The following is a 26956-nucleotide window of genomic DNA, read 5'->3' on the forward strand; positions in this document are numbered from 1 at the left end:
CTTATGCGACAATTCCTTTGGAATTGCGCGGACGCCAACCCCGCAAGGGAGAGGCTGAAGCGACAATCCTTCGGATTGCGCGGATGGGCATTGGCAATGAGAACGATCAAGTGTCTTAAGGGCAATTGGTGGATGCCTTGGCATGCACAGGCGATGAAGGACGTGATACGCTGCGATAAGCTACGGGGAGGTGCGAATACCCTTTGATCCGTAGATTTCCGAATGGGGAAACCCACCTAAGGTACTTGGAAAATCAGAGTAGCAGAGTGATCTGCTACTGTGGTTTCCAAGTATCGATAATAGGTAACTTATCCTGAATACATAGGGATAAAGTGGCGAACGCGGGGAACTGAAACATCTAAGTACCCGTAGGAAAGGACATCAACCGAGACTCCGGAAGTAGTGGCGAGCGAACCCGGACCAGGCCAGTGGCGATTGAGAGACAAGCGGAACCTTCTGGAAAGTAGGGCCATAGTGGGTGACAGCCCCGTACGCGTAATGCAATCAATCGTCCTCGAGTAAGGCGGGACACGTGAAATCCTGTCTGAAATTGGGAGGACCACCTTCCAAGCCTAAGTACTCGTGCATGACCGATAGCGAACTAGTACCGTGAGGGAAAGGTGAAAAGCACCCCGACAAGGGGAGTGAAAGAGTACCTGAAACCGATTGCCTACAAACAGTGGGAGCCCGCAAGGGTCACCACGTACCTTTTGTATAATGGGTCAGCGACTTAGTGTGACGAGCAAGCTTAAACCGCTAGGTGTAGGCGCAGCGAAAGCGAGTCTGAACAGGGCGTTCAGTTCGTCGCATTAGACCCGAAACCGAGTGATCTAGCCATGAGCAGGTTGAAGGTAAGGTAACACTTACTGGAGGACCGAACCCATAACTGTTGCAATAGTTCGGGATGACTTGTGGCTAGGGGTGAAAGGCCAATCAAACTCGGAAATAGCTGGTTCTCCGCGAAATCTATTTAGGTAGAGCGTCGACCGAATACCCCAGGGGGTAGAGCACTGGATGGGCTAGGGGTCCTCACCGGATTACCAAACCTAACCAAACTCCGAATACCTGGGAGTACTAGTCGGCAGACACACGGCGGGTGCTAACGTCCGTCGTGAAAAGGGAAACAACCCTGACCTACAGCTAAGGTCCCCAAGTTATGGCTAAGTGGGAAAGGATGTGAGGATCCCAAAACAACCAGGATGTTGGCTTAGAAGCAGCCATCATTTAAAGAAAGCGTAACAGCTCACTGGTCTAAATAAGGGTCTTTGCGCCGAAAATGTAACGGGGCTAAAGCCATACACCGAAGCTTAGGGTTTGGTCCGCAAGGGCCAAGCGGTAGCGGAGCGTTCTGTAAGCTGACGAAGCCGTACCCGTGAGGGGTGGTGGAGGTATCAGAAGTGCGAATGCTGACATGAGTAACGTAAGGGGAGTGAGAGACTCCCCCGCCGAAAGACCAAGGGTTCCTGCTTAAAGCTAATCTGAGCAGGGTTAGCCGGCCCCTAAGACGAGGCGGAAACGCGTAGTCGATGGGAACCACGTTAATATTCGTGGGCTTGGAGGTAGTGACGGATCGCACAAGTTGTCCAATCTTATCGGATTGAACGGGCAGCGGAGCGGTTCCAGGAAATAGCTCCTCCTTATAAACCGTACCCGAAACCGACACTGGTGGTCAGGTAGAGTATACCAAGGCGCTTGAGAGAACTATGCTGAAGGAACTCGGCAAATTGCACGCGTAACTTCGGAAGAAGCGTGACCCTTTTCTACGCAAGTAGAGGAGGGTGGCACAGACCAGGGGGTAGCGACTGTTTATCAAAAACACAGGGCTCTGCGAAGTCGCAAGACGACGTATAGGGTCTGACGCCTGCCCGGTGCTGGAAGGTTAAGAGGAGGGGTGCAAGCTCTGAATCGAAGCCCCAGTAAACGGCGGCCGTAACTATAACGGTCCTAAGGTAGCGAAATTCCTTGTCGGGTAAGTTCCGACCTGCACGAATGGCGTAACGACTTCCCCGCTGTCTCCAGCATAGACTCAGTGAAATTGAATTCCCCGTGAAGATGCGGGGTTCCTGCGGTTAGACGGAAAGACCCCGTGCACCTTTACTATAGCTTTACATTGGCATTCGTAGTGGCATGTGTAGGATAGGTGGTAGGCTTTGAAACCTGGGCGCCAGCTCAGGTGGAGCCACCCTTGAAATACCACCCTTATTACTATGGATGTCTAACCGCGGCCCGTTATCCGGGTCCGGGACAATGTATGGTGGGTAGTTTGACTGGGGCGGTCGCCTCCTAAAGAGTAACGGAGGCGCGCGATGGTGGGCTCAGAACGGTCGGAAATCGTTCGCTGAGTGCAATGGCATAAGCCTGCCTGACTGCGAGACTGACAAGTCGAGCAGAGACGAAAGTCGGTCATAGTGATCCGGTGGTCCCGCGTGGAAGGGCCATCGCTCAACGGATAAAAGGTACGCCGGGGATAACAGGCTGATGACCCCCAAGAGTCCATATCGACGGGGTTGTTTGGCACCTCGATGTCGACTCATCGCATCCTGGGGCTGGAGCAGGTCCCAAGGGTATGGCTGTTCGCCATTTAAAGCGGTACGTGAGTTGGGTTCAGAACGTCGTGAGACAGTTCGGTCCCTATCTGCCGTGGGTGTAGGAATATTGAAAGGATCTGTCCCTAGTACGAGAGGACCGGGATGGACGGATCTCTGGTGGACCTGTTGTGGCGCCAGCCGCATAGCAGGGTAGCTATATCCGGACGGGATAACCGCTGAAGGCATCTAAGCGGGAAACCCACCTTAAAACGAGTATTCCCTGAGAACCGTGGAAGACGACCACGTTGATAGGCCGGGTGTGGAAGAGCGGCAACGCTTGAAGCTTACCGGTACTAATAGTTCGATCGGCTTGATCGTTCTCATTCCTTATGCTCATCGTGAAACACGATGATCTGACCAGCGCTCACGCATGAGCGGCCCTTACAGGGCCTATGCTCCGCGAGGGCGCCGGAAAACCGGCGACGCGCAGTCGCGCTTGCGGGCTTACGCCCGTAAGCAAAACACAAACGTCGCCTTGGCACGAAAAAACAGCTTCTCGATATAACGTGCGTTTTGCCGACCTGGTGGTTATGGCGGAGCGGCTGCACCCGATCCCATTCCGAACTCGGCCGTGAAACGCTCCAGCGCTGATGGTACTTCGTCTCAAGACGCGGGAGAGTAGGTCGCTGCCAGGTCTGCAAAACGCACGTTGAACTCTCATCCGCAAACCGGATGAAACTGAAATCTTCTCTCTACGAAAAGGCCCGCCAAGGGATCACGGGCCGCGCAAGCGGCCCTTTCATTTGGTCAGCCATATACCTATGTGTAAGCCATCCTGTTCATAGGCCCAGGCTTACGTCCAGATAAGCAAGCAAACGCTTGCTTCAGATCCGGAGCAGGCAAGAGCTTGCCCTGGAGAGTCCGGAGCAAGCAAGAGCTTGCCCTGGAGGTGACGCGGGGTGGAGCAGCCCGGTAGCTCGTCAGGCTCATAACCTGAAGGTCACAGGTTCAAATCCTGTCCCCGCAACCAACATCAAAAACAGCCCGCTTCACGCGGGCTTTTTGCGTTCGGACCGCGATCTATGGCCGCGACCGACTATTCAACGATTGAGGAGGGCAGCAAGGTTGGCGTGCTCGGCTTTATTGAGAGGTCCGCGAACCGGGGGATTGATGCCGCCTCGGCGCATTCGCGAAAGCTATACGTCGAGCATTAGGAAGTTCGCCAACCCGTCATGGCAAGCGATCTGCACGACAACAGCATGATTCGAGCCGCGGAGAGATCGTCGTGCGAAGGCGCGAACCGTTGATTTAAACAACCCGCGCCTTGCCGAAGCTTTTCGTCGCGGGCCGCGTCAGCCAGCTCGCCGCAATGACGCCTGGAAGGCCAGCGAGGTCCAGCTGTTGCTCGAGGCGAGATGGCAATAGAGCAGCGCAAGCGCGCCGGATTTCCTGAGATCAAGAAACGCCTCGTCGCTCAATTTGTTGAAGGCCGGCTCGTCGATCACCTGAAAGTCGGTGAGGTTGAGGGTCTCGCCGCCCTCCAGCGTCACCTTGCTCTGCCGCGGCGCGAACAGGCCGTGCGCGTCGATCTTGTCGATCATGGCGCGAGTCGCATTGAAGTCGGTCTGGAACTGGCTGCAGAAGGCGAGCGCCTGCCTCGAGGCCTCGGCCGGCTCGTTGCCGTCGAAGAAGGGCGCGGTCTCGTCGCCGCCCTTGGACGAAGGCGTCTGCTCGACGACGCGTTCGCTGGCGCGGTCGATCCACAACGTCAGGCGGCCGGTCGTTTTCGATTCATCGGCCAGGATGAAGGGGTACCGGCGGACATAGGCGGGAATGTAATGCGGCTCCGCCCATTTGCCGTCGGCGCCGACGAACAGGTTCTGGTCCTGACGCAGGCCGGTGATGATGACAGGCGCCTTGGCGTCGCCGATGAAAACGATCGGGTAGGAGCGCATTGCCGCCGGCATTTCCGAGGCGACGACGGGGATTGCGTGCGCGGTGCGGGCAAAGGAGAAATCGGCCCGCGCCGTAAGGCCGAATGAGCCGTGCCGCAGCGGATTGAGCGCCTCGGGTTTTTTGTAGAACAGCGGCAGCGCGTTTGTCGCGGTGCTTCCGGCCGGGGCCGTGTCTGTTTTCGCGTCAGTCATCCCTAGTGTTCTCCTCTTATACCATTCCGGTTTAGGCCAGTGGCTGCCGGTGCGCAACGCGTTGACGGCTGCTTCACCCTACATGGCCAAGATAAATCTATCTGTTTGTTTGATCGTGCTCTTTTGTACTTCTGGAGATCGAGCTCTATAGACAGCACGCCATGAAGCGGCGAGATTGGCTGACGGGATAGACATCTCAAGAGAGCCGTCTGAAAGACAGACGAACCAGGGCAGGCGCATGGCATCGCTTTCGGATTTCGAGCAGGGGCAGAGCTTTTCCGTCGAAGCCGGCGGTCAGACGCTCACGATGGAACTGAGCGCGGTGCAGCCCATTGCCAACAGCCCGCGCGACGGCGGTGGCTTCACGCTGCTGTTCAGGGGGCCGCGCGACGCGGCGCTGCCGCAGGCTATCTATCGGTTCAACGGCAAAAGCGGCGCCCATGAGATCTTCATCGTGCCGATCGCTGCCGATGAGGCAGGGCGGCTTTACGAGGCGGTATTCAACTGATTTTTTTCGACCGGATCGGCCACGGGGACGCTCCGGCCATCAGGGCGATTTGGCAGCGCGGCGGCTCGACATATGATCGACTATATCGAGATTGCGGACGTATTTGACGGAGCGGCGTGTAGCGCACTGTGCGCGGAAATTCGGGCGGCCTTGGGCCGTCCGGCCGGCCTGCTGGGGCGTGCCGACCAGAAGATGGCATGGCCGGAGATCCGAAAGACCGTGCGCGCCGATGTTTCGCAGGCCACTGAAGAGCGAGTGAGTGCCCTGTTGGCGCAGCAGAAGGCGGCTCTGGAGCGGCATTTCGGGCTGCTGCTCGGCCAGGTCGAGAAACCTCAGTTCCTTCACTATCGGCAAGGCGATTTCTTTGTGCCGCACCAGGATGGCAACACGCCGCTCATTCACGACGAGTCGCGGTTCCGAAAGATCTCGGTGGTGATCTTTCTCAACCGTCAATCGGACAACCCTTCGCCAAAAAGCTATGCAGGCGGCTCGCTGGTCCTGCATGGGCCTTACAGCGGCCCGGGCCTGCGCGTTGCCATGCCCGCGTTGCCGGGCTCTCTCGTCGCCTTTCGTTCGGAAACGACGCATGAAGTCACCCCGGTCACGCGCAACGAACGTTTCACCATCGTCTCCTGGTATCGCGGCACGTGACGACCGGCACGGCCCTTACGGCGAACGGATCATCAGGTCGTAGAGGCCCTTGTCCTCGGCAACGGTGAAGCCGAGGCGTTTGTAGAGCCGCCGCGCTGGATTGTTCTTCTCGACATGGATCGAGACCGACTTGCCGACGGCGGCGGCCTCATCGATGAGATCGGCGAGCAACGCACCGCCAGACCCCTTGCCGCGATGCGCCGGCAGGAAGGCGATATCTATGATGCAATGCTCGCTCGCCGAGCGCTCGATATACAGGCGACCGATATCTTGCCTTGCCTGCTCGATCACCAGCCAGTCGGCGTTGGGATAGTATTTCTGGTAATGCGCGTGCTGCGCTTGAAACTGCATGTCGAGGAACGCCGTTTTCTGCGCATCGCTCCACGGCGTGACGGCAAGTTCTTCGGCGCGGGTCGAGGCGTAGAGCGCCGACAGGAACGGCAGATCGGCGTCCGCCATCGGGCGGAACGTCAGATCAATCCGCGCCGCGCGCACCCAGCAAAATATAACAGGCCCGTTGTCCACAATCGGAAGCTGGATCATGGAGTGGCGCTTACGGACGCGCCGGATAAACGCCTTGCATGGCAATGATGAACGTCAGCGCCAGATAGGGAGGCAGGTTGTTGTGAGGCAACGTACTGCCCGCCATGCTCAGTGCCTGGGGGTCCATCTGGACCAGATTTTGCGAAGTGTTGTTCTGATACAGCGTTCCGCCCCCCGACTTCCCCAGAACAACCGCATCGGTAAGAGTTCCCTGGGCGCCACTCTCGGTGGACATCGCGACAAAATGATTATGTTGCGGCATTTCCGTTTGCAGAAGGGTGATGGACGTTTCGCCACCCGTCTCGCCGAGAAACCGCTCCGACAAGCCATTGCCGTGTCCTTGCCCCATGGGCGCGGAGCCAGCCATATTCGGCAACGCGAAGGTCGACTTGCCGTCGCCGCCGTAAACTGTGCCCAGCAGCGAAAACAGCGCCGTATTCTGCGAGATTGGCAGGAGCTGGCCATCGCAGGTCGCCCACCCCGTCGGGGCGAAATCTCCGGCAAAAATTCGAATTTCGGCGACGAACGGATTGGTCATGGCAAGTCTCTAGCTTTGCTGGGGGAAGATGCCAAATAGCGAGATGATGAAACTGACGGCGAGGAACGGCACCATATTGTCGTGAGGCTGGCTGCCGCCGGCCGGCGAAATGGCTCCGGCGGCCATGTTGCCATCAGGTGCGATACCCACATAGGGCGTCAGCAGGCTCGATGTCGCCAGGACACCGCCGGACGGACCCGGATTCTTGGCGATATTCGACGAACCGGTCCAGGTATGGGAATGGTTCGGCATTTGTTGGGTTGAAACAGTGACGGATTCGACCCCGCCCAGTTCTCCGATGATATAGGTCTGGCTGACCAGCGGGCCCTTACCAGCATGGACGGGGATGCGGGATGCGAGGTTGGGCAGGGCGAATGTTTCCTCCCCGTCGCCGCCATAGGTCGTACCGATCAGATTGAACAAGGTTTCGTTCTCGGAGATCGGCATCAACTGGCCTTGGCAGAACGCCCAGCCATTCGGAGGGAAATTGCCACCGAACATCCTGATCTCGCCGACAAAAGGTTGGCTCATCGAAGCGTCCTCTTAATTTCGCGACGGGAATATGCCTTGCAGGGCAATGATGAAATTCAAGACGAGATAGGGCGATCTGTTCTCATGCGGCTGGCCGCCACCGACGAAAGTGATGTTTTCCTTCGCCATAGCCACCGCGCTGCCAGGCGGCTGATAGATCGGGCTGGCGTTCGCCCCCAACAGCGCGCCGGATGGATTGTTGACGTTGCCGGCAGTGTTCGATGCGTTGACGAAATGGTTGTGTGTCGGCATTTCGCCGAGCGTGAGCGTGTGAAACTCTTCGCCGCCCTGGCCGCCGACAATTGCACCGATAGGGCCGCCCGTATGAACCGGCGCACGTCCCCTCATATCCGGAAGGGCAAAATTTGTCTGGCCGTTGCCGCCGTACCTGGTGCCAAGAAGTGAGAACAATGGCTGGTTCTGGTTAAGCGGCAACAACTGGCCGTTACAAAATGCCCAGCCGCGCGGTGCATAGTTCCAGGAAATGATCTTGACTTCACCTAAATAAGGCTCGCTCATCCCCGTTCCCTTCGTTGGCGGCTTACTGTCTGAATTCTTGTATTATGCCTAAGTAAGACAACAAGTCGATATCAGATTCATAAAATATATTTCCTAGGACGAAATCCAAGGTTGCTGACTACGGTGTCGCGGCAGGCAGCAGTGGCAGCGGCTGGTTGAAGAACGTCCGGGTGTCCGTCAGTGCCGTTGCCCCGCCATTGACGGTTTCGATACCGGCCTCGCTCGCCTGCGGTACGTTGATCGTGCCGTCGGCGCCGCCGAGGCCGTCCGCGAGGAAGCGGATGGCATTGGCGTTGTTGACGTTGGTGATGGTGTTGGCATGAACGTCGGCATTGATGATAGCGCCGGCAAATGTGGCGGTGACCGTGATGCCGCGGCTGTCGGCATTGTCGCGAATGGTGTTGTTGGTGACCGCCGCGTGCACGGTGCCCGGCTGCACGAGCTGCGTGATCGAGACGCTGTCGCCACCGCTTATGCCGTTGACGCCGATGCTCTGGATAATGTTGTTGTCGATCAGCACCTTGGCGACGCCGAGGCTTTCATGCCCAACCCTGATGCCGTTGCCGGTTCGCGATCCCGAGGTTGCTACGCCTTGCGTACCGATGACGTTGTTGGCGATTGTGCCGTCAAGCGTCCGTGCGAGGTCGCCGCTGCTGAACACGTTGATGGCCGTCGAGTCGCTGTTGGTGACGGTGTTGTTCCGGACGGTGAAATTCAGATTGCCGCCCGTGCCGGCGCCGGAATTGCTGCTCTGGGTGAGGTTGATGCCGTTGTTCAGATTGTTGAATAGATTTCCCGTGGTCTCGCCGATGTGAGCGTTGACGGTGCCGTCATTGGCAATGACGAACAGACCGGTTCCAGGGATGACTCCCGGTCCGGGATAGGCGTTGTTGCCGGTGAAGGTTGCGCCGTCGACGGTCAGCGTCATCGTCGGCGCGCCGGCGACACCGGCGCCGTCCGCCTCGAAGATGAAGTCGCTGCCGGCATTGTTCGAGGCGCCGTTGTTCGAGAACGTGCCGCCGCTCACCACCAGGTTCGCCAACGTGCCGCCGGAATTGATGACCTGCACGTTATGGGTGAATGAGTTGGAGACCGTGAGGTTGGTGAACGTGGTGACGTGCGAGGCGTTGCCGGTAAGTTCGTTGAACAGGATTCCGGACTCGGTGTTGGCATCGGCATTGCTGTTCAGGGTCAGACCGTTGAGCACCACGCCGTTGACCCGCAGCCCCTTTATGCCGTTGCCCGCATTGTCGCTGATGATCATGTTGCTCAGGCTGACATCCTGAGTGTCGGTCAGGCTGACGCCATCGCCGGCCGAGTTCTGGATCGTGCCGCCGCTGCCCCCCGTCGCGCCGGTGCCGGTCACCACCAGATTGCCGCTGGTGCCGGTGTTGTTGAGCACGATGCCGTTGGCTGCACCATTGGACGCAATGCTCCTGAACGTCACGTCGCCGGCGCCGATCGTCGTGTTGGCGACATTAAGCGCCGTGCCCGTGCCGGACGCGATGGTGTTGCCGGTGCCCTGCACCGTCACCGTGCCGCCGCCGGTGGCATTGAAACCGGCGCCGCTGGTGGTGGCGATGACCAGCCCGCCATTGGTGAAGTTGATCGTCGCACCGGTATTGTCGCTCAGGCTGACGCCAGCCGCCGTGGTCGAGGTGATCGACTTCGACGCGCCGGAGAAGGTGATGATGCCGGCGACATTGTCGTCCAGCAGGAGGCCGATCTGGCCCGCCGCATTATGCGTGATGTTGCCCGACAGGGTGATGTTGCCGGCGGTCAGGGCGCGATCCTGGATGTTGACCGCCTGGCCGGTGCTGCCGCTGGTGATCGCGCCGGCATAGGTGAAGGCCGCCGTGCCGCCGCTGTTGGCGGTGCCTAGGCCATCGCCGATACGGATCACGGCGCTTGTTCCGCCCACCAGCGCGCCGGTGCCGAGGTCGATCGCTCCCGAACCGGTGACGGTATCGAGGATGACGGCGCTGGTGCCGCCGGCGCCTTTGTTCGTGGAAGCGAAGGTCACGCCGCCCGCCGCGATGGCAACGCTGTCAAGGTTGACCGCGACGCCGCTGCCGGTCGAAATCGTGTTGCCCGAGCCGATAACGGTCACGGTGCCAGTACCGTTGCTCGTGGCGTTGAAGCCGGTGCCGGAGGTGGTGGTGATGGCTAGGCCGCCGCCGGTGAAGTTGACCGCGGTGTTGGTGTTCGCCGTCAGGTCGACGGCATTGTTGGCTCCGGTGGTCAGTATCTTGCTGGCGCCGGAGAAGTTGATCGTGCCGCCGGTGTTGGCGTTGACGAGGATCCCGTTGGCCACGCCGCCGGTGGCGCTGAGAGTGCCCGACAATGTCGTGGTGCCGGCGGTGCGGGTGGAGATGCTGACGACGTTTCCGGCCGTGGTCTTGGTGACCGAGCCGGCATAGCTGACATTGGCCGAGCCGCCGGTGACCAGGAAGGCCGCGCCGGTCGCGCCGCCGAGCGCACCGGAGCCGAGGCTGACAGTGCCGGCGCCGGTGACATTGGTCAGCGACACGTTGTTGGTTCCGCCGGTCGAATTGGTCGAGGTGAAATTGATGCCGGTGGTGGTGGCGATGCCGTTGAGGTTGACCGCCTGCGCGGAAGTGGAGCTCACCGTGCCGGTCGTCACATTGACCGTGCCGCCATTGATGGCGCTGAATCCGGTGGTGCCGTTGGTGACGATGTCGAGGTTTGCGAAGCTGACGGTCGAGGCCGTGGCGCCGTTGTTGATTGCGACTGCGGTGCCGGTCATCGGCGTCGTGGTGCCGAGATCGACCGTACCGGTGAAGCTCACCGTATTGGCCGCCGTCGCGCCGGAAATACTAATGCCGCTGGCAGCGCCATTGGCGATCACCGAGCCGGCGAAGGTGAAACTGCCGCCAGCGCGGGTCGAGATCGTGGCCGCCGCGCCCGACGTGCTGATGATAGAGCTGGCGCCGTCGAAGCTGATCACCGCGTTGCCGCCGGTCACCGAAAGGCCGCTGCCGCCCGATATGTCGACATTGGTACCGGCAATCGTGCCGCCAGCGCCCGACGCGCCACCGAAGGCGATGCCGGTTCCGGTCGCCGCCGTGGTGATGTTGACGTTGGTCAGCGTCGTCGTGCCGGTGGTGTTGTCGAGTTTGAAAGCAATGCCGGTGGCGCCGGTGCTGGTGACGTTGGTGATGGTGGTGTTGGACGCGTTCAGCCACACATCGCTGGCGTTGCCGGAGAAAGTAACGTTGTTGATCGTCGTGCTGTTTGACGGCGTGATCTCGATACCCTGCGTGGCGAAATTGCTGATGGTCATGTTGCTGATGACGGTATTCGCAGCACCCGCGCCATTGTCCTTGACGCCACGCGCGGCACCCGCCGGGCTGCCATTCAGGATGAAGCCGTCGATGATGTTGCCGCTGGCGCCGAGCGTGATGACATTGTTGCCGGCGCTCGTCGTCAGCGTCGCGGCGCCATTGGGCGTCTGGTCGATGATCGAGATGCTGTTGCTGGCGAGCTGGATGGTGGAGGGCACCGTCAGCGCCAGATTGATGTTGCCGTTGCCGAAGCCGCGCACCTGCTCGCCGGTGGCGAGAGCCAGCGTGTCGTTGCCATTGCTGCCTGCCGCGGTGATGGTGCCGCCATCGTTGACGAGAACCAGAATGTCCGTCGCCACGGCTGCTGCTTCGGCGGTGGCCAGCGTCGCGAGATTGTTCTGGTCGCGACCGCTGCCGTCACCGGTCGCGGACGCGCCGACGAAATAGACCTTGCCGACTCCGAAGCCCAGGCCGGGAGCCGACTGGAAGTTCACATCCTGGAAATTGTAGGTGCCGGCAACCGGCGCACTGGATGCGTCGATGCCTACATTGGCGCCGATGGTCGAGAGCTGGTCGGTCGCCGATTCGCCGTCGCCATAGGTGAAAGCGAGGTTGGTGGCGCTGTTGAGGAACACGCCGGTGTTGACGCCGGCAATGCTGGAGCTGGCGCCGCCGACAACGGCATCGCCGAGGCGTACCGTCTGGCCGCCAGTGGTGCCACGCAGGTCGACGCCTATCGAGGTGCCGGCGGCGGCGGCATTGGTGACATCGAAGTCATTGGCCGTCACCGCCGCATTGATGGTGGCACCGTTGAGGTCGAAGGCCACGCCCGTGGTGCTGTTCAGGCCGATGTCGAGATCGTTGAAGGACAGCGCCGCGCCAAGCGTGCCGGAAACATCGACACCACGCGTGGTGATGCCTTGCAGGTTGACCGTGCCGAGAATGATGGCCCCGCCGCCGGACGAGGCGATATTGGTCAGCGAGATGCCGGTTGCGGCGGCAGTGGCCGAAACACTGTCGAAATTCATGCCCGCAGCGCCAATCGTAACGCCATTGAGGTTCAACGCGGTGCCGCCGGCCGTCGTGGTGATGCTGTTGTCGCTGAGGAGCGCGCCGACGCTGACCGTGCCACCGCCGCTGGCGTTGAAGCCCGTGCCGGAGGTGGTGGTAATCACCAGGCCACCCGTATCGAAGTTGATCGTCGCGCCGGTGTTGGTCGTCAAGTCGACCGCCGTATTGGCGCCAGTGGTCAGCGTCTTCGTGCCACCGCTGAGAGTGATGGTCCCGCCGGAGTTGCCGTGGACATAAATACCATTGTCGAAACCGCCGGTGGCGCTGAGCGCGCCGGACAGTGTGACCGTGCCGCCGGTGACGCCGGAGATGTCGACGATCTTGCCGGCGGTGGTCTTGGTGACCGAGCCGGCATAGCTGACGGTCGCAGCGCCGCCATTGACCAGGAACGCAGCACCGGTCGCGCCGGTGAGCGATCCGGACCCGAGGCCGACTGTGCCGGTGACATTGGCCAGGCTGACATTGTTGGTGCCGCCGGCCGACGAGGTCGAGTCGATCGCGATGGTGGCGGTGACGCCGGTCAGGCTGATCGCCGGGCCGAGGGTCGAATTCACCGTCTCGCTGCCGCCGGTGGCGGTGATGCCCATCGTGCCGCCGGTGCCGAAAATGGCGGTGCCGAACGTGGTGTCGATGGTCAGGCCGCCGGTGAAGCTGGTGGTGCCACCGCTCTGCGAAAGGCCGATGCCGTTCGTCGTATCGATGTTGGCGAGGCCGGTGACGTTGACCGTGCCTGATACCACATGGATGCCGCCGCCGGCCGTGGCGGTGTTGTTGACCGTCACCGCGCCGAAGGTGAACGTACCGGTGTTGGCGCCGGTGACGTCTATGCCGAAGCTGCTGGTTCCGGTGATGCTGGTCGCGCTGGAGACATTCACCGCCCCGGTGACGCCGTTGAGGATGATGCCGCTGGTGGCGCCGCTCGAGGTGATGCTGTCGAAATTGACACCGCCGGCGCCGAGTGTGCCTTGCAGCGACAGCGCTGTCTGGCCCGTCGCGTCGATCGTCGTCGAACCGGCATTGGCGACGGTCAGGACATTCAGCCCCGAAAGGCTGAGGCCCGTGGCGAGCGATGTCGTGATGTCGAGGCCGCCATTGAAGTTGACCGCAGCTGCCGCGCTGCCGCCCGAAATCGAAACGCCATTGCCCCCGGTGATCGTCACCTGGTCGGTGAAGGTCACCGCGCCGCCGGTGCGGTTGGCGATATTGATGCCGCCGCCGGTCAGTGTTCCGGCCGGCCCGCCATTGGGCAGGAAGCCGCGCGACACCGAGAGGGTGCCGGTGCCGCCATTGACGTCGAGCAGCGTGCCGGCAACGTTGATGTTGTTGTTGATGACCGACAGGTTGCCATTGAGGCCGGTAACCTGGATGGCGGTCTGGCCGGCGGCGACGTTGCTGATCGTCACACCTTCGATGGTGATGCCGCTGGCATTGCTGAAGCCGACCGCGCTCTGGTCGACGAGGAAGGCGGCGCCGGTTGCGCCGGTGAAGTCGAAGGTGGTGTGGCGCACGGCATTGTCGCCGAGCAGATGCATGAAGTCGCCGGTGCCGCTGACCACGGCCTCGTCGCCGGTGATGTTGCCACCGGTGGCGCCGAGATTGCCCTGGACATTGGCCGGCTGGATCGTGCCGGTCGAAACCACATTGCTGTTGCCGAAACCGGTGATCGTCTGGCCGGAATCGAGCGTGAAGGCGGTGGCGCCGAGATTGATCGTGCCGACGAAGGCAAAGGTCTGCGCCCCGGTCAGCGCATCGGCGGCGGCAAGCGAAATGGTGTTGACGCCCTGGCTGAGATTGCCGGTCGTCCCGCCTGCGATGAACCCGCCCGACTGCGAGACCATCGTGACCGAGCCAGGCGCTACGGGCAGGTTGGCGCTGCCGGTGAAGAACACGTCGTCGAAATCGTAATTGCCGAGCGTCGGATCGAGACCGACCGTGTTGACGGTGAAGCCGCCGGGCGCGGTGATGGTGATCTTGGATTGCAGCCCGTTGACCGAGGTGCCGTCGCCGAAGGTGAAGTTGGCGTTGGCCGAGGTCGCGGTGGTGCCGCCGGACGACAAGTCGACGCCGATGCCGACAGTCTTGATCTCGGAGCCCGCCAGGAAGGTGACGACCTTGTTGCCGGTGGTCGACGACAGGTCGATGCCGCGCGAGGTCAGGTCATTCGTGCCGGTGATCGTCGTCAGGCGGAAATCGGCCGTCGTCGAGGAGCCGCTGAAGTCGATGCCCGTCTGGTTGGCGCCGACGTCGTCGATGGTGGTCGTGCCGAAGCTGACATCGTTGTTGGTGCCGGCGAAGTTGATGCCGGCAGTGCCGCTCGTGGTGCCCAGCGTGACCTGGGTCGTGCCGAAGGTCACCGGGCCGGCATTGCCGACAATGTTGATGCCGATGCCGCCGGCGCCCGTCACGGTCACCGCCCCGAAGGTTGCCGATGCGGTGCTCGCGACACCGGAGATGGACAGGCCGGTGCCCAAGGCATTGGTGATCGATAGCGGGATGGTAACATTCAACGTTGCGGTGCCGATCAGGCCACCGACCACCGCGCCGCCGCCACCGCTCGCCGACAGGGTCGGGCCGGTGAAGCTGAACGCACCGCCTGCCGGGGGCAATGTCGAGCCGATGGCGAACAGATTTCCGGTGCCGGTTGACGTGACGCTGCCGCTGAACTGGGCCGAGCCGCCGATGGTGCCGTCGATCTTGACCGCCGTTCCTGGTGCTGTTGCCGAGCTGGAGATGTTGGCCGAGACCGTGATCGCGGCGCTGCCGCCAAAAACCACGACGCCGTTGCCGGTGCCGGAATTGGTGATGGTGCCGCCGATGTTGATCGTGCCGGTGTTGTTGGTCAGGCTGACGTCGTCGCCCGAAACCAGCGTCGTCACCAGATTGTTGACATTAACCGTCGCGGCGCTGCCTTGCACCACGAAGCCGGGGCCACCGCCAACAACCGTGTCGATCGTCGTCGTGCCATTGAAGGTAACGGCGTTGGCCACGTTGGTGAGGCGGATGGCGTCGCCATCGACGCGATTGATGTCGACAGCGCCGAAGGTGACGCTGCCGCCGCTGGTGTTTTCGATGAGGATGCCGGTCTGCACGGCGCCGCCTGAGCCGTCGACGGTGATGCTGTCGAAAATGGCGCCGCCTGCGCCGATGGTCAAACCGCCGGCGCCACCGAGATGGATGCCGTTTTCGACAGGGCCGAGCCCAGATGCGGTCGTGTTGGTGCCGGTGACGGTGAGCGTGCCGCCATTGATGGCGCTGAAGGCAAGGCCGCCATCGGTGGTGAGGTCGAGCCCGCCGGTGAAATTGATCGTGCCGCCGGCATTGCCGGTCAGGTCGATGGCGTTGGCCGCGCCGGTGCTGGCGGTGATTTGGCCGGCGAAGGTGGCCGACCCGCCGGTCATGCCGCTGATCATGACAGCGCTCGCGGCACTCGTCTGATTGATGGTGCCGTTGTAGGTGAGGTTAGGCGTTGCTCCAAGAATGCTGAGCGCCGTGCCCGTCGTGCCGGCGATCGAACTCGCATTGTCGAAGGTCAGCGTGCCCGTGGAACCGCCCGTGACGCTGACGCCGATACCGGCGCCGGTGATGTCCAAATTGTTGAAGGTGCCGGTGCCGCCGAAGTTGCTGGCCAGCAGGCCAGTGCCGCTGACGCCGCCCATCGTCGTGTTGGTGATGTTGATCGCACCCGTTGCGCCGGTCAGGTCGATGCCGGTTACGGCGCTGCTGATCGTCACCCCGGTGATGGTGGCCGCGTTTACATTCGATCCGTTGATCGCCGAGCCCGAACCTGCATTGCTGACGCTGAGGTCGGCGACGCGGTTGCCGTTGGCGAGATCGATGGTGCTGCCGGCCGAGTTGTTGAGAGTGGCGGCGCCATTGCCGAACGGATCGACCTGGGTGCCCGACGTAACCACCTCGGCGCCGGTGACGTTGGCGGGCGGCCCGCCGAGAGCGACGGTGTTGCCGTTGGCGAAGGAGACGATCTGCTGGCCGTCGGCAAGCGTGAAGCCGTCGGCATCGGTGTTGATGGTTCCAGCGCCGTTGTTGACAAGGACGAAGATGGTGTTGGCGTCGGTCGTCAGACCGTCGGCGGCGTCGGCGTTGATAAGGTCGCCAACGCTCGCGCCGGAGCCCGTTCCGGTGTCTGCGGCGCCAACGAAGACGATGTTGGCGGCATCGAACAGCTGCGGTCCGACCAGATGAGTGGCGTTGAAGGCATAGGTGCCGCTGCCGGCCATCAGGCCGCGCATGTCGAGCGAAGCGGTGGTGCCGGTGATCGTGCCGCCGCCGAACGAGAAGGTGGTGTTGGCGGTGGTGCCGGCTGCGCCATGTGTGCCCATCTGCACGCCGGTGTCGGCCGTAATGGTGCCGGTGCCGATGGTGACCGAGCCGCCAGTAGTGCCCGACAGGTCGATACCGGTCGACGTGGCGCCACCGAAGACGGTGAGCGAATTGGCGCTAAAGGCCGACTGGCTGCCCGACAGGTCGAGGCCGGTGGCCTCGACGCCGCCAATATAGATTGAGTCGAAGCTGATCGTGCCGTTGACGCCTTGAACGTCGATGCCATTGAGGCCCGGCGCACCGATTTCCGCATAGCCGAAGCTGACGGCGCCGGTGTTGCCGTTGAGCGCGATGCCATTGCCAAGCACCTGGCTGATGAGCACGTCGCCGCTGAAGCCGACCGTTGCCGTGCTGCCGCTGATCGAGATGCCGTCGCCGGTGGTGCTGCCGATCGTCGTCGGGCCGGTAACGCTGACGCTGCCGCTGACGCCCGAAAGGCTGACGCCGGTTGTGCCGCCGACGTGGCCGATGTTGGAGAGCGTGACACCGAGCCCGATATTCGACGCCGTAAAGGCGGATGTGGTGTTGTTGTTGACGGTACCGCCGTCGATCGAAAGCGAGCCGGTGCCAGTTGACGTGGCCTGGACGCCGCTGCCGCCATTGCTGGTCGCGTTGAGCGTCTGGAAGCTGGTGATGGCATTGCTGTTGATCAGCAAGCCGTCGCCGGCATTATCCGACACCGTCGTCGTGCCGGTGAAATTGTAGGTGCCGTCGCCCTGGATCGACAGCCCAGCGCCGCCATTACCGGTCGAGCTCAGATTGCTGCCGGAAACGTCGTTGGCGCCATCGAACAGCACGCCATTGAGGGCGGCCCCCGACACGGTCATGCCGGTCAGCACGACGCCGGTAACGCCGCTGCCATGGATGCCGTTGGCGGTACCGCCGGAGATGTTGAAGTCCTGGAGCGAGGTATTGTTGGCCAGCGTGACGACGTCGCCGCTGCCCGAAGCGGTCAGCGTTGCGGCGCCGGCCGCATCCGAGATGGTGCTGCCGTGATCGACGTTGTCGCCGGTCACATTGATCGGCAGGCCGCCGAGCGAGAAGGTGCGGCCGTTGCCGAAAGAGGCCAGGGTCTGCCCCGCTTCGAGCGTAAAGCCGTCGGTGTCGTCGATGACACCGCGATTGACCAGCACGAAAATCGCGGTGCCGTCGGTATTGTTGTCGGCGTCGGTGATCGAAGCCAGGTCCGAAAGCGAGGTACCGTCGCCTGTGCCGCCTGCGGCGACAAAGATCAGCTGCGTCTGGTCGAACAGTTGCGGCCCGTTGAACGTCGTCGTGCCGAATGCGTATTGGCCCGAACCGGAATTGAGGCCGCGTGCGTCGAGCGAGGCGAGGTTGCCGCCGATCGAGCCGCCACCGAAGGTGAATTGGGCGTTGGCGGTGTCGGCCGGCGAGCCGGCAATGCCGAGCCGCACGCCGGTGCCGACATTGGCGATGGTGCCGCCATTGGTGATGATGATCGTGCCGCCGTTGGTCTGGACAAGGTCGATGCCGATGGACGTCGTGCCGCCGGTGCCGTTTATGTTCAGGGACTGCGCGGTGAAATTCGTCTGGCTGCCGGAGAAGTCGAGGCCGATGCTGGAGCCGAGCCCCGAGATGATGATGTTGCCGGCGATGACGGACGCATTGACGCCGGTAAACACCATGCCGTCGGTGCCGGGATCGGTGATGTTGATGTCGCCGAAGCGGATCGCGGCCGGCGAATCCGTGATCGCGATGCCCGGTCCGGTCGTGTTCGAGATCGTCGTCGAGCCGTTGACGGTGAAGCTGCCCGAAAGATTCTCGAGCACGACGCCCGATGCGCCGCCCGTCTGGGTGATCGAATCCAGCACGATATGGGCGGTGATCGGATCGATGAAGACACCGACGCCGTCGTCGCCGAGCGCCTTGTTGGCCGACACCTGGCCGCCGCTGATGGTGATCGAGCCGGCGACCCCGGTGCCCTTCACGGTAATGCCGGCATCGTTGTTGTCGAGCGAGTTGAGGGTGGCGAAAGTGTAGGTGCCGTGGCCGGTTATATCCAGGCCGTCGTCGCCATTGCCCTGCAGTAGCGTCGTGCCGGTGAAGTTATAGGTGCCGTCGCCTTCGATGTGCAGTCCGTCGAGGCCGTTGCCGGTCGCGGTGAAGTTCGAGCCATTGACGCCGGTCGATGTACCGGTGAAGTCGGCGCCGTGGCCGCCGGTGCCGGTGACCGTGACGTTGGTCAACGTGGCGCCGGTGATGTTGTTGCCGAAGATGCCGTCCTTGCCGCCTGTGATGATGATGCCGCTCAGCGTGTTGCCGTTGGCGAGCGTCAGGACGTTGTTGGCGGGGTTGGTGCCCTGGAGGGTGCCGTTGGATCCGCCGAAATTGTAGGTGCCGATGCTGCCGTCGACGAGCCGCGCCTGGACGCCCCCGCCACCGCCGATGACGGTCTGGCCGTTGGCGAGCGTCACACCGGCTGTCGTAATGTTGCCCTTGCCGCCGAGCGCGACGACGACGGCGTTCGCGCCGGCGCCGGCGACCGCATTGTCGAGCGTGGTCGGGTCGCCGATCGTGCCGAGGCCGAGCGCGTCGTTGTCACCATCGGCAAAGAAGAACTGGCCGAATGCCGTGTTGGTGGCGGCATTGATCGCCACCCGCGTCGACGTGCCGGTAACTTTGTCCTGGCTCTCGATGCGAACGCCGATGTCGCCACGCACGCGCTCGTTGACGCGTTTGCGCAGGCCGGGGCTGACCGGATAGACCGGCTCGGCGCCGTCATCGGCCGAAGACGAGCCCTTGTCGAAAGCGTTGAGCGGCACCGTCAGCCGGATGCTGCCGGCGAACTGGGTGTCATCGCGGTTGTCGTTGCGCACCTCGCCGGTGAAGGTCAGCGACGTGCCTTTGCCGATGACGTCGCCGATCGAATATTCCAGGCCGGCCTTGGCGCCGGTGATGCTGCCGTCGTCGCCGTCGGGATCGCCGAAATGGTAGGCGCCGAGATCGAAACGCAGTGAATGGTTCTCGGGCAGGTTGAGCGGCACCTGAACGCCGACCTCGCCCTCGATGCCCCAGGCCGCGTAATCGCGGTGGGCGATGGCCGATATCTGCTCGATCAGCTGATGACCGACCAGCGACAGGCTCGACTCTTGCCCGGCCGTGCTGCGGTCGCCGCTGATCGGCAGATAGACGTTTACGTGCGCATCGTATTTTGAGGTGATGGCCTCGAGGCCGAGCGTCGAGGCGACGAACTGGTGACTGTCGTGGTTCTGGATGTTGAGATAGGCGTAGCCGCCGATCATCAGATCCGGATTCACGATGCGGCGAACGCCGAGGCCGACGTCCTGGCCGAAGCCGTCGTCGAAATCGTATTTCGAGCGCACATCGAGAAAGAGAACGGATTCGAGGTTCTGCTTCAGCGGCAGGAAACCCTCGATCGCCGTGTTGCCGCCATTGTTGTTGGCGCCGATGATGGCGCGGACCTGCGGCTGCCACAGTCCGGTGTCGCCGGCATGGGCGGCTATGCCGGAAAGGGCAAGTGCCAGAGTGGACAGCGCAGTCGTCTTCCAGAGATGCCTGGAAAAACCTGACCGGCGATACTTGCTATTCGCCCGGAAGCTTCTTCCGTGCGTCGCCATGTCATTGATCTGCCGAGTTTTCTCGGTCGTCTCCATCCCTTGCGAACCCCGACGAGTACACGCTCCGTCGCTAATACTATCCGAATCCCAGTGTATAGCGAGCATGATTGTTTGCTTTACACGTACAAGATTTCAAAGTTGTTTATTGTGACAATTCAGCAACAGTAATTTAGCCTGAGCTCATGTACCGTATTGGCTTCCCCGCCAGGCTCGGCTGTTGTATCAACGCGCTCGGCGAAACCCTGACACGACGAGGATCGGGTGGCTTCATTGCTGAGAACCGTTTGTGGCCGGGCCGCCTGGGTCGGCGCGCTATGGCTGGTCGTGACGGCAGGGTCGGCGCTTGCCGAAGAGCCGAAGTCAACCACATCTGCCGAGACCAAGCCTGCAGAAGGCAATCCGTGGGCGCTAAACTGCGCCAGCGGATCGGCCGGCATCGAGCTTCAATGCCAGGTCTCCCAAAACCTTACCGAGGCCAAGACGGGGCAGCGCGTTCTTACCGTTACGGTTCGCCGCGACAACGGCAATGGCAACCTCGCCATGCTGCTGGCCTTGCCGCACGGGCTGTTCCTGCCTTCCGGCGCCTCGTACCAGATCGACCAGGGGCAGAAGACGACCATTGCCATCCAGACCAGCGACCAGAACGGCGCCTATGCCGCGACCCCTTTGTCGGCGGACCTCGTCAAGGCGATGAAATCGGGAACCAACCTGAACATCGGCATGGAGTCGGTGACGCGCAAGCCGGTGACCATTCCGGTCTCGCTTGCCGGATTCACTGCCGCGATCGACAAGCTTCAAGCGTTGAAATAGCCGGCCTATCTCGGCAGATGCGTAAGCATCAGCTTACGTTATGGACTGGCCGGGCTCACACGTGCTTGCGGCCGCCTGTCTCGCGGAACCAGCTGTCGGGGTAAGGATACCACCAGTCCTGGATCGCCGGTCTGTGGTCGATGATGACCATCTTGGAGCGTCGGAAGGCGTCGAGTCCCTGGCGTCCCAGCTCGCGGCCAAGGCCTGATGCCTTCCAGCCGCCGAAGGGCAAGGCGTCATTGTCGATCAGCGGGTTGTTGACCCAGACCATGCCGGCCTCGAGCCGCTCGGCCGCCTCATGCGCCTCGGCGAGGTCGGTGGTGAACACCGAGGCGCCGAGGCCGAACGGGCTGTCATTGGCAAGCCGGATCGCCTCGTCGAAATCCTTGACGCGGCAGATCGCGGCGACCGGTCCGAAACACTCTTCGCGCACGATCGCCATATCGGGGGTGACGCCGGTCAGGATCGTTGGCTCGTAGAACCAGCCAGTGTTGTGCGCCGGCGGAATGCGCCCGCCGGCAACGGCTATAGCGCCGTTGCTGATAGCATCATCGACCAGCCGCATCACTTTCGCCCGGGCGGCTTCGCTGACCAGCGGGCCGATCTCGGTCTTGTCCATGCCATTGCCGATGCGCAGCGCCCGCGTCTTCTCGGCGAACAGCTCGACGAAGCGATCGTGAACCGAGTCGACGACAAAGAAGCGTTCGGCCGAGGTGCAGACCTGGCCGGTCAGGTGGAAGGCGGCGGTGACGCTGCCGGCTGCCGCCACGTCGAGCGGCGCGTGCTCGCTGATGATCAGCGGATCGCTGCCGCCGGCTTCGATGACGCAAGGCTTCATGCGCTCGGCGCAGGCGACTGCCACGGCTTTGCCGGCGGCGACCGAGCCGGTGAAGGCGACAGCGTGGGTGCGCTCGGAGGCGATCAGCGCCTGCGCGGTGGCGGCCGTGCCGGGCAGGCAGGAGACCAGCCCTTCGGGCAGCGAGCGGAACACGGTCATGTAATCGAGTGTCGACAGCGTCGTGGCTTCGGCCGGCTTGATGATGCAGCCATTGCCGGCGGCAAGCGAGGCCGCAACGGTCCAGCACATCAGCAGGATCGGGAAGTTGTAAGGCATGATGTGCACGGAGACGCCATACGGCTCGTAGCGCGCATACTGGAACGACCCGGCCTGCGTCGTACCGGCGATCTTGCCGGCGTCGTCGCGCGCCATCTCGGCATAGTAGCGGAAGATCGGCGCGCAATTGGCGATCTCGCCGATCGCTTCGGGATAGGGCTTGCCCATCTCGCGCACCATCAGCTCGGCGCAGCGCGTGAAGTCCGCCGCCTCGATGGCGTTGGCGACCGCATGCAGATGCTTTGCCCGGCTCTTGGCATCGAGCTGCTTCCAGGCGGCTTGTGCCGTGGTTGCGGCACACAGCACCGCATCGACCTCACCGTCCGTTGCGGCGGAGATCGAGCCGACGGTCTCCAGCGTCGCCGGATCGATCACCGGTTTTGCCGTGCCGGTCATCGGCCGGTAGTCCGGATTGACGAAGAAAGCCGGCCGTTCAGCGGAGAATTGCATGGTCGTCCTTTCAGGTCCGCTCAGCGGATCATGTAGACCTTCTTGATGGTCTCATGGACGGTGCAGACGCCTTTCCAATTCTGAGGAAAGAACGCCGCCGTGTCCGGCTCGATCTGGATGACCTCGCCCGATTCGTGCACATAGGTGCAGCGGCCCTCAAGGAAGTGGCAGAACTCGTCGCGGGTGACATGGCAGTGCCATTTGCCGGGGGTGCAGACCCACAGGCCGCATTCCGAACGGCCCTCCGGCCCCTTGTAGAGCAGCTTGCCCGAGGTGTGGGACACGCCCTCGATCATGGTCGGGATGACGCCCCAGTCGACGAGGTCGGTGATGGCAAGCGGGGATTGCATGATGGGCGTGGTCATGGCGATTTCCTTTAAAAAAGTGCTCAGCGGCACATGAAGGCCTTGGTCAGTGTTTGCGTGATGGTGGAGGTGCCGGCCCAGCCGGCGGGGAAGAACACCAGCATGCCGGCCTCGACCGGGATCTCTTCGCCATTCTCGCGGACATAGGTCCCGCGGCCCGACAGGAAATGGCAGAACTCGTCGGCGGCAAAGGTAACCTTGCGGCTGCCTGGCGTGCACGACCACAGGCCGCATTCGCTTGAGCCGTCCGGGTTCTGCGAGAGGATCCTGCCCGAGGCGCGCGGCGAGCCGGCAAGCGTGTTGCTGCCCCCGCCCCAGTCCTCCAGTTTCACGGTCGAGGCCTTTGGCCAGTGCGGTGTCGGCATATTGGGAAGCTCCGTTGCTGTTCAAGCCAGCATGTAGACGTTGCGCATGGTCTCATGCACGGTGCATTCGCCTGTCCAGCCGGCAGGGAACATGACCACGGTCCCGGCTGCGACTTCTACCACCTCCCCGGCATCCGACCGGTACGTCGCGCGGCCGGCGACGAAATGGCACAATTCGTCGCGCGGAATCGAGAGCCGCCAGCGGCCGGGCGTGCAGACCCAGATGCCGGATTCCGGCTGGTTGTTGGGTCCTTTGTGGACAAGCCTGCCGGTCGAGTGCGACGCGCCGTCCAGCGCGTCGGACTGGGCGCCCCAGTCGACGAGGTCGGTGCGGGTGGAGGCTTGGTAGAGGTGTGGGGCGGAGGAGGTCACAGCAGCGCCTCCAGCAGCCCGGCTGCCTTCTCAGGCCCGTTCTGGGCCTGCATCTGCGCCGAGGTCTTCGCCAGCCTGATCTTCATCTTGGTGTCAGTCAGGCAGGCTTCGATCCTGCTGATCAGCTGGGCGTCGCTCCAGTCGTAGCGCGGCATACCGAAGCCGTGGCCGGTTTCCTGGACGCGGGTGGCGTTGTCGTGGCCGTCCCAGACATAGGGCATGATGATGGCCGGCTTGCCGAAATAGAGGCACTCTGTGAACGAGTTGTTGCCGCCATGGTGGATGACCGCATCGACTTGCGGAATGACCGAAGGCTGCGGAAACCAGCTCTCGACGATGACGTTGCCCGGCACATCCGTGTACTGGTCCTTGTAGCCGCCGACATTGACCAGCGCGCGGTAACGGGTCTTGCCCAGTGTTGTGATGATGCGCTTCAACAAATCGACATCGCCGGCGCCGAGGCTGCCGAAGGAGACATAGAGCAGCGGCCCGTCATTGTTCTCGGCGAAGGTCGGCACGGCGTATGGCTTTTCCTGCCGCACGCAGCCTTCGAGATACTGGAATTTCGTCGTATCAAGCGGATGGCGGCGTTTGAACTTTGCCGCTTCGGGATAGAGCAGGAGATTGAGATAGGGCGAGGCCTCGAAGAACTGACCGACCGGGTATGGCGCTTCATTGTTTGCGGTGAGGAAGGCGTTGAAGTCGTCGTGGATGGGCTTGATCACCGCATTGAAATGATCGCGATAGCGCTGGTGGCCGACATGGTCGTTCTCGCCGCAACCGGAGAGATGCGGCGGGATGTCCTCATCCTCGATCTCGTTTTCCGAGCAGGAGATGACGCGCACCCAAGGCTTGCCGAACTGTTTGATGGCCGGAAACAGGATGACATTGTCGACGCAAATGACATCAGGCTTGATGGCGGCCAGGACTCGCGGCAAATCCTTCTGCGCCCATTTGGCGCTGTCGACGATCGCGGTCCAGCAATCCTTCACGTAATTGTCGACCTGATCGTAGGGCGATTTGCGGAAGTTCGGGATGTGGCCGTTGATGAAGTCTTCCCAGAATTTCGCCATCTGCTCGGGCGGCATCGGCTCCGACAAGTTCACCGGATGCGCTTCGAAGCCGTAACCCTTGTAGACATCGACAAAGCCGGGGTCGGACAGGAACACTACCCTATGGCCGCGCGCCTCGACGGCTTGCGCGATGCCGACCGAATTGAGCGCCGGGCCGTAGGCCGCTTCGGGAAAAAACGCGATCGTCTTCTGCGCCATCAAGCTCTCCTATTCCTGAAAAATTCTGACATCGGCGGCGTCCCAGCCGAGTTCGACCTGATCGCCCGACGAGACCGGCCGGCGGTCGGCGGCATCGGCGGTGACGCGCACCAGGAACGGTTTTGGCGACAGAGGCGTGCGGATATGCAGCTGCAGGTCCAGCCCGTGATAGGCCAGCGCCTCGACCGTGCCGGCGGTGTGGTTGGCGGTCTCGGGTGACGGGAACAGCCGGATGCGCTCGGGTCGCACCGAAGCGACAGCGGAAGCGCCGGGTGTGAGCTTGGCGGGAACCTTGCCGGTGATGCGCGCGCCGTTCGCGGCGATCACGCCATCCGCAGACACCTTGCCCGGTACGAAATTCATCACGCCGATGAAGTCGGCGACGAAACGGTCGGTGGGATGCTCGTAGATCGCGTGCGGCGCGTCGCATTGCAGCAGCTGGCCGTCCTTGAGCACCGCCATGCGGTCGGCCATGACGAGTGACTCTTCCTGGTCGTGGGTGACGATGACGAAGGTGATGCCGACTTCGTGCTGCAGGCGCTTCAGCTCCATCTGCATGGCGCCGCGCAGTTTCTTGTCCAGCGCGCCCAGCGGTTCGTCGAGCAGCAGCAACCGAGGCCGTTTGACCAGCGCGCGGGCGAGCGCGACGCGCTGCTTTTGGCCACCCGACAATTGCTCAGGCTTACGGTCGGCGAAGGGGACAAGCTCGGTGGTGGCCAGAATGGCCTCGACGCGGGAACGGATTTCAGCTTTCGGCAAGCGCTCCATCTCCAACCCGTAGGAGACATTGGCGCGCACGCTCATATGCGGGAACAGCGCGTAGGACTGGAACATCAGATTGACCGGCCGCTTGTTGGGCGGGGTCCGGGCGATGTCCTTGCCATCGAGCAGTATGCGGCCGTCGGTTGGCGTCTCGAAGCCGGCCAGCATGCGCAGCAGCGTGGTCTTGCCGCAGCCGGAGGGTCCAAGCAGCGCGAAGAACTCGTTTTCGCGGATGTCGAGCGAGATGCCGTCGACGGCGGTGACCCGGCCGAACTTCTTCGAAACGTTATCAATGGCCAGCAGCGTGCGCGGTTCGCTCATTGGCCGATGATCCCACGGTTGAGCCGCTGCGACAGGGTCAGCGCGGTGATGGATACCGCCATGACGATGGTCGCCAGCGCGTTGATCTCCGGCGTGATGCCGAAGCGGATCATGGCGTAGATCTGCATCGGCAGCGTCGTCGAGGCGCGGCCGGCACCGGCGGTGAAGAAGGCGATGATGAACTCGTCGACCGAGAGCGTGAAGGCAAGCAGAGCGCCGGCAATCACTGCCGGCGCGATGACCGGCAATGTCACACGCCGGAAGGTGGTCAGAGCCGAGGCGCCGAGGTCGGCGGAGGCCTCGACGATCGACCAGTCGAAACTCTTTAGCCTTGCGCGCACCACCGAGCAGACGAAGGCGAGGTTGAAGACGACATGGGCGAGGATGATGGTATGCAGGCCCATGGTCAGGTTTAGCATGGAGAAGAACGACAGCAGAGCGATCGCCAGGACGATGTCGGGGATGATCATCGGTGCGAAGATCAGCGCCTCGAGACCCCTGCCGTATTGCCGGCGCATCTCGATGCCGATGGCCAGCAGCGTGCCGAGCAGCGTGGCGATGGCCGTGGAGACCAACGCCACGATCAGCGTGTTGAGCGCAGCGGAAAGGATTGCGGAATTGCCGGCCAGCGAGGCATACCATTTCAGCGAAAAGCCCGACCATGCCGTCGGCAATCCGCCTTCGTTGAAGGACAGCGCCACCAGCACGGCGATCGGGATGTAGAGGAAGGCGAAGACGAGGGTGAGGATCGTCCGCATGCCGAGCGTACGGGTGAAGGAATGGGTCATCGCCGGCCTCCGACAATTGGAGGGCAAGCGAACGACCAGAGTCCTTCTCCCTGTTCGCGG

General features: G+C 62.3%; 16 protein-coding genes, 1 tRNA gene and 2 rRNA genes. 6 read left to right on the forward strand and 13 right to left on the reverse strand.

The features are described from left to right. The first annotated feature begins 104 nt into the window (after positions 1-104). The 3 genes from NKK50_RS05940 (at position 105) to NKK50_RS05950 (ending at position 3558) form a co-directional block, all read left to right on the forward strand. A 23S ribosomal RNA gene (locus NKK50_RS05940) occupies positions 105-2906 on the forward strand. A 202-nt stretch (positions 2907-3108) separates the two neighbouring features. Then, a 5S ribosomal RNA gene (gene rrf / locus NKK50_RS05945) occupies positions 3109-3223 on the forward strand. Between the two features lie 258 nt (positions 3224-3481). Further along, positions 3482-3558 (forward strand) — tRNA-Met (locus NKK50_RS05950). A gap of 322 nt (positions 3559-3880) precedes the next feature. On the opposite strand, the gene NKK50_RS05955 is transcribed toward NKK50_RS05950, so the two are convergent. Then, positions 3881-4675: a SapC family protein gene (locus tag NKK50_RS05955; RefSeq protein WP_352543176.1), complete on the reverse strand. Its 795-nt coding sequence runs from the start codon at positions 4673-4675 to the stop codon at positions 3881-3883. A gap of 238 nt (positions 4676-4913) precedes the next feature. Between NKK50_RS05955 and NKK50_RS05960 the strand changes: the two genes are divergently transcribed. Together NKK50_RS05960 and NKK50_RS05965 are read left to right on the forward strand one after the other, a co-directional pair. Continuing rightward, positions 4914-5183 carry a DUF6916 family protein gene (locus NKK50_RS05960; RefSeq protein WP_023672960.1) on the forward strand — a complete coding sequence of 90 codons (270 nt, stop codon included), beginning with the start codon at positions 4914-4916 and terminating at the stop codon, positions 5181-5183. 72 nt (positions 5184-5255) lie between these two features. Beyond that, complete coding sequence (locus NKK50_RS05965) at positions 5256-5834, forward strand: 2OG-Fe(II) oxygenase (protein ID WP_023698850.1); 579 nt, start codon at positions 5256-5258, stop codon at positions 5832-5834. A gap of 15 nt (positions 5835-5849) precedes the next feature. On the opposite strand, the gene NKK50_RS05970 is transcribed toward NKK50_RS05965, so the two are convergent. The 5 genes from NKK50_RS05970 to NKK50_RS05990 all read right to left on the reverse strand — a co-directional run bounded on the left by NKK50_RS05970 (position 5850) and on the right by NKK50_RS05990 (position 20278). After that, positions 5850-6377, reverse strand: coding sequence for a GNAT family N-acetyltransferase (locus tag NKK50_RS05970; RefSeq protein WP_023835059.1), 528 nt, complete (start codon positions 6375-6377; stop codon positions 5850-5852). Between the two features lie 10 nt (positions 6378-6387). Further along, entirely contained in the window at positions 6388-6915 is a 528-nt protein-coding gene (locus tag NKK50_RS05975; RefSeq protein ID WP_352543177.1) for a phage tail protein, read from the reverse strand. Positions 6916-6924: 9 nt separating this feature from the next. Beyond that, entirely contained in the window at positions 6925-7446 is a 522-nt protein-coding gene (locus tag NKK50_RS05980) for a phage tail protein (protein WP_023672956.1), read from the reverse strand. Positions 7447-7458: 12 nt separating this feature from the next. Beyond that, positions 7459-7965, reverse strand: coding sequence for a phage tail protein (locus NKK50_RS05985; protein ID WP_023672955.1), 507 nt, complete (start codon positions 7963-7965; stop codon positions 7459-7461). Between the two features lie 118 nt (positions 7966-8083). Beyond that, positions 8084-20278: a beta strand repeat-containing protein gene (locus NKK50_RS05990; RefSeq protein WP_352543178.1), complete on the reverse strand. Its 12195-nt coding sequence runs from the start codon at positions 20276-20278 to the stop codon at positions 8084-8086. A 270-nt stretch (positions 20279-20548) separates the two neighbouring features. On the opposite strand from NKK50_RS05990, the gene NKK50_RS05995 reads away from it, so the two are divergent. Then, a complete protein-coding gene (locus NKK50_RS05995; protein ID WP_023672953.1) occupies positions 20549-21088 on the forward strand; it encodes an invasion associated locus B family protein in 540 nt (179 codons plus the stop codon). Between the two features lie 55 nt (positions 21089-21143). On the opposite strand, the gene NKK50_RS06000 is transcribed toward NKK50_RS05995, so the two are convergent. Genes NKK50_RS06000 through NKK50_RS06030 form a run of 7 tightly spaced genes read right to left on the reverse strand, consistent with a single transcriptional unit; the run spans position 21144 to position 26896 of the window. Further along, entirely contained in the window at positions 21144-22652 is a 1509-nt protein-coding gene (locus tag NKK50_RS06000; RefSeq protein ID WP_023726406.1) for an aldehyde dehydrogenase family protein, read from the reverse strand. A 20-nt stretch (positions 22653-22672) separates the two neighbouring features. Beyond that, entirely contained in the window at positions 22673-23017 is a 345-nt protein-coding gene (locus NKK50_RS06005) for a cupin domain-containing protein (RefSeq protein ID WP_023672951.1), read from the reverse strand. Between the two features lie 23 nt (positions 23018-23040). Then, entirely contained in the window at positions 23041-23382 is a 342-nt protein-coding gene (locus tag NKK50_RS06010) for a cupin domain-containing protein (protein ID WP_023672950.1), read from the reverse strand. 21 nt (positions 23383-23403) lie between these two features. Beyond that, the gene (locus NKK50_RS06015) at positions 23404-23754 is read right to left on the reverse strand and encodes a cupin domain-containing protein (RefSeq protein ID WP_023672949.1); all 351 of its coding nucleotides are present in this window, start codon (positions 23752-23754) and stop codon (positions 23404-23406) included. Beyond that, positions 23751-25025, reverse strand: a complete 1275-nt coding sequence (locus tag NKK50_RS06020) for a glycosyltransferase (protein ID WP_023835058.1) — start codon at positions 25023-25025, stop codon at positions 23751-23753. Before NKK50_RS06020 ends, NKK50_RS06015 begins: the two co-directional genes overlap by 4 nt. Positions 25026-25034: 9 nt before the next feature. Then, positions 25035-26108, reverse strand: a complete 1074-nt coding sequence (locus tag NKK50_RS06025) for an ABC transporter ATP-binding protein (protein WP_023835057.1) — start codon at positions 26106-26108, stop codon at positions 25035-25037. Beyond that, on the reverse strand, positions 26105-26896 hold the full coding sequence (locus tag NKK50_RS06030) for an ABC transporter permease (RefSeq protein ID WP_023672946.1): 792 nt from the start codon (positions 26894-26896) through the stop codon (positions 26105-26107). The genes NKK50_RS06025 and NKK50_RS06030 overlap by 4 nt, the downstream gene beginning before the upstream one ends. Positions 26897-26956 lie beyond the last annotated feature (60 nt).

It is taken from the genome of Mesorhizobium sp. M0001, assembly GCF_040324255.1.
GTDB lineage: Bacteria > Pseudomonadota > Alphaproteobacteria > Rhizobiales > Rhizobiaceae > Mesorhizobium.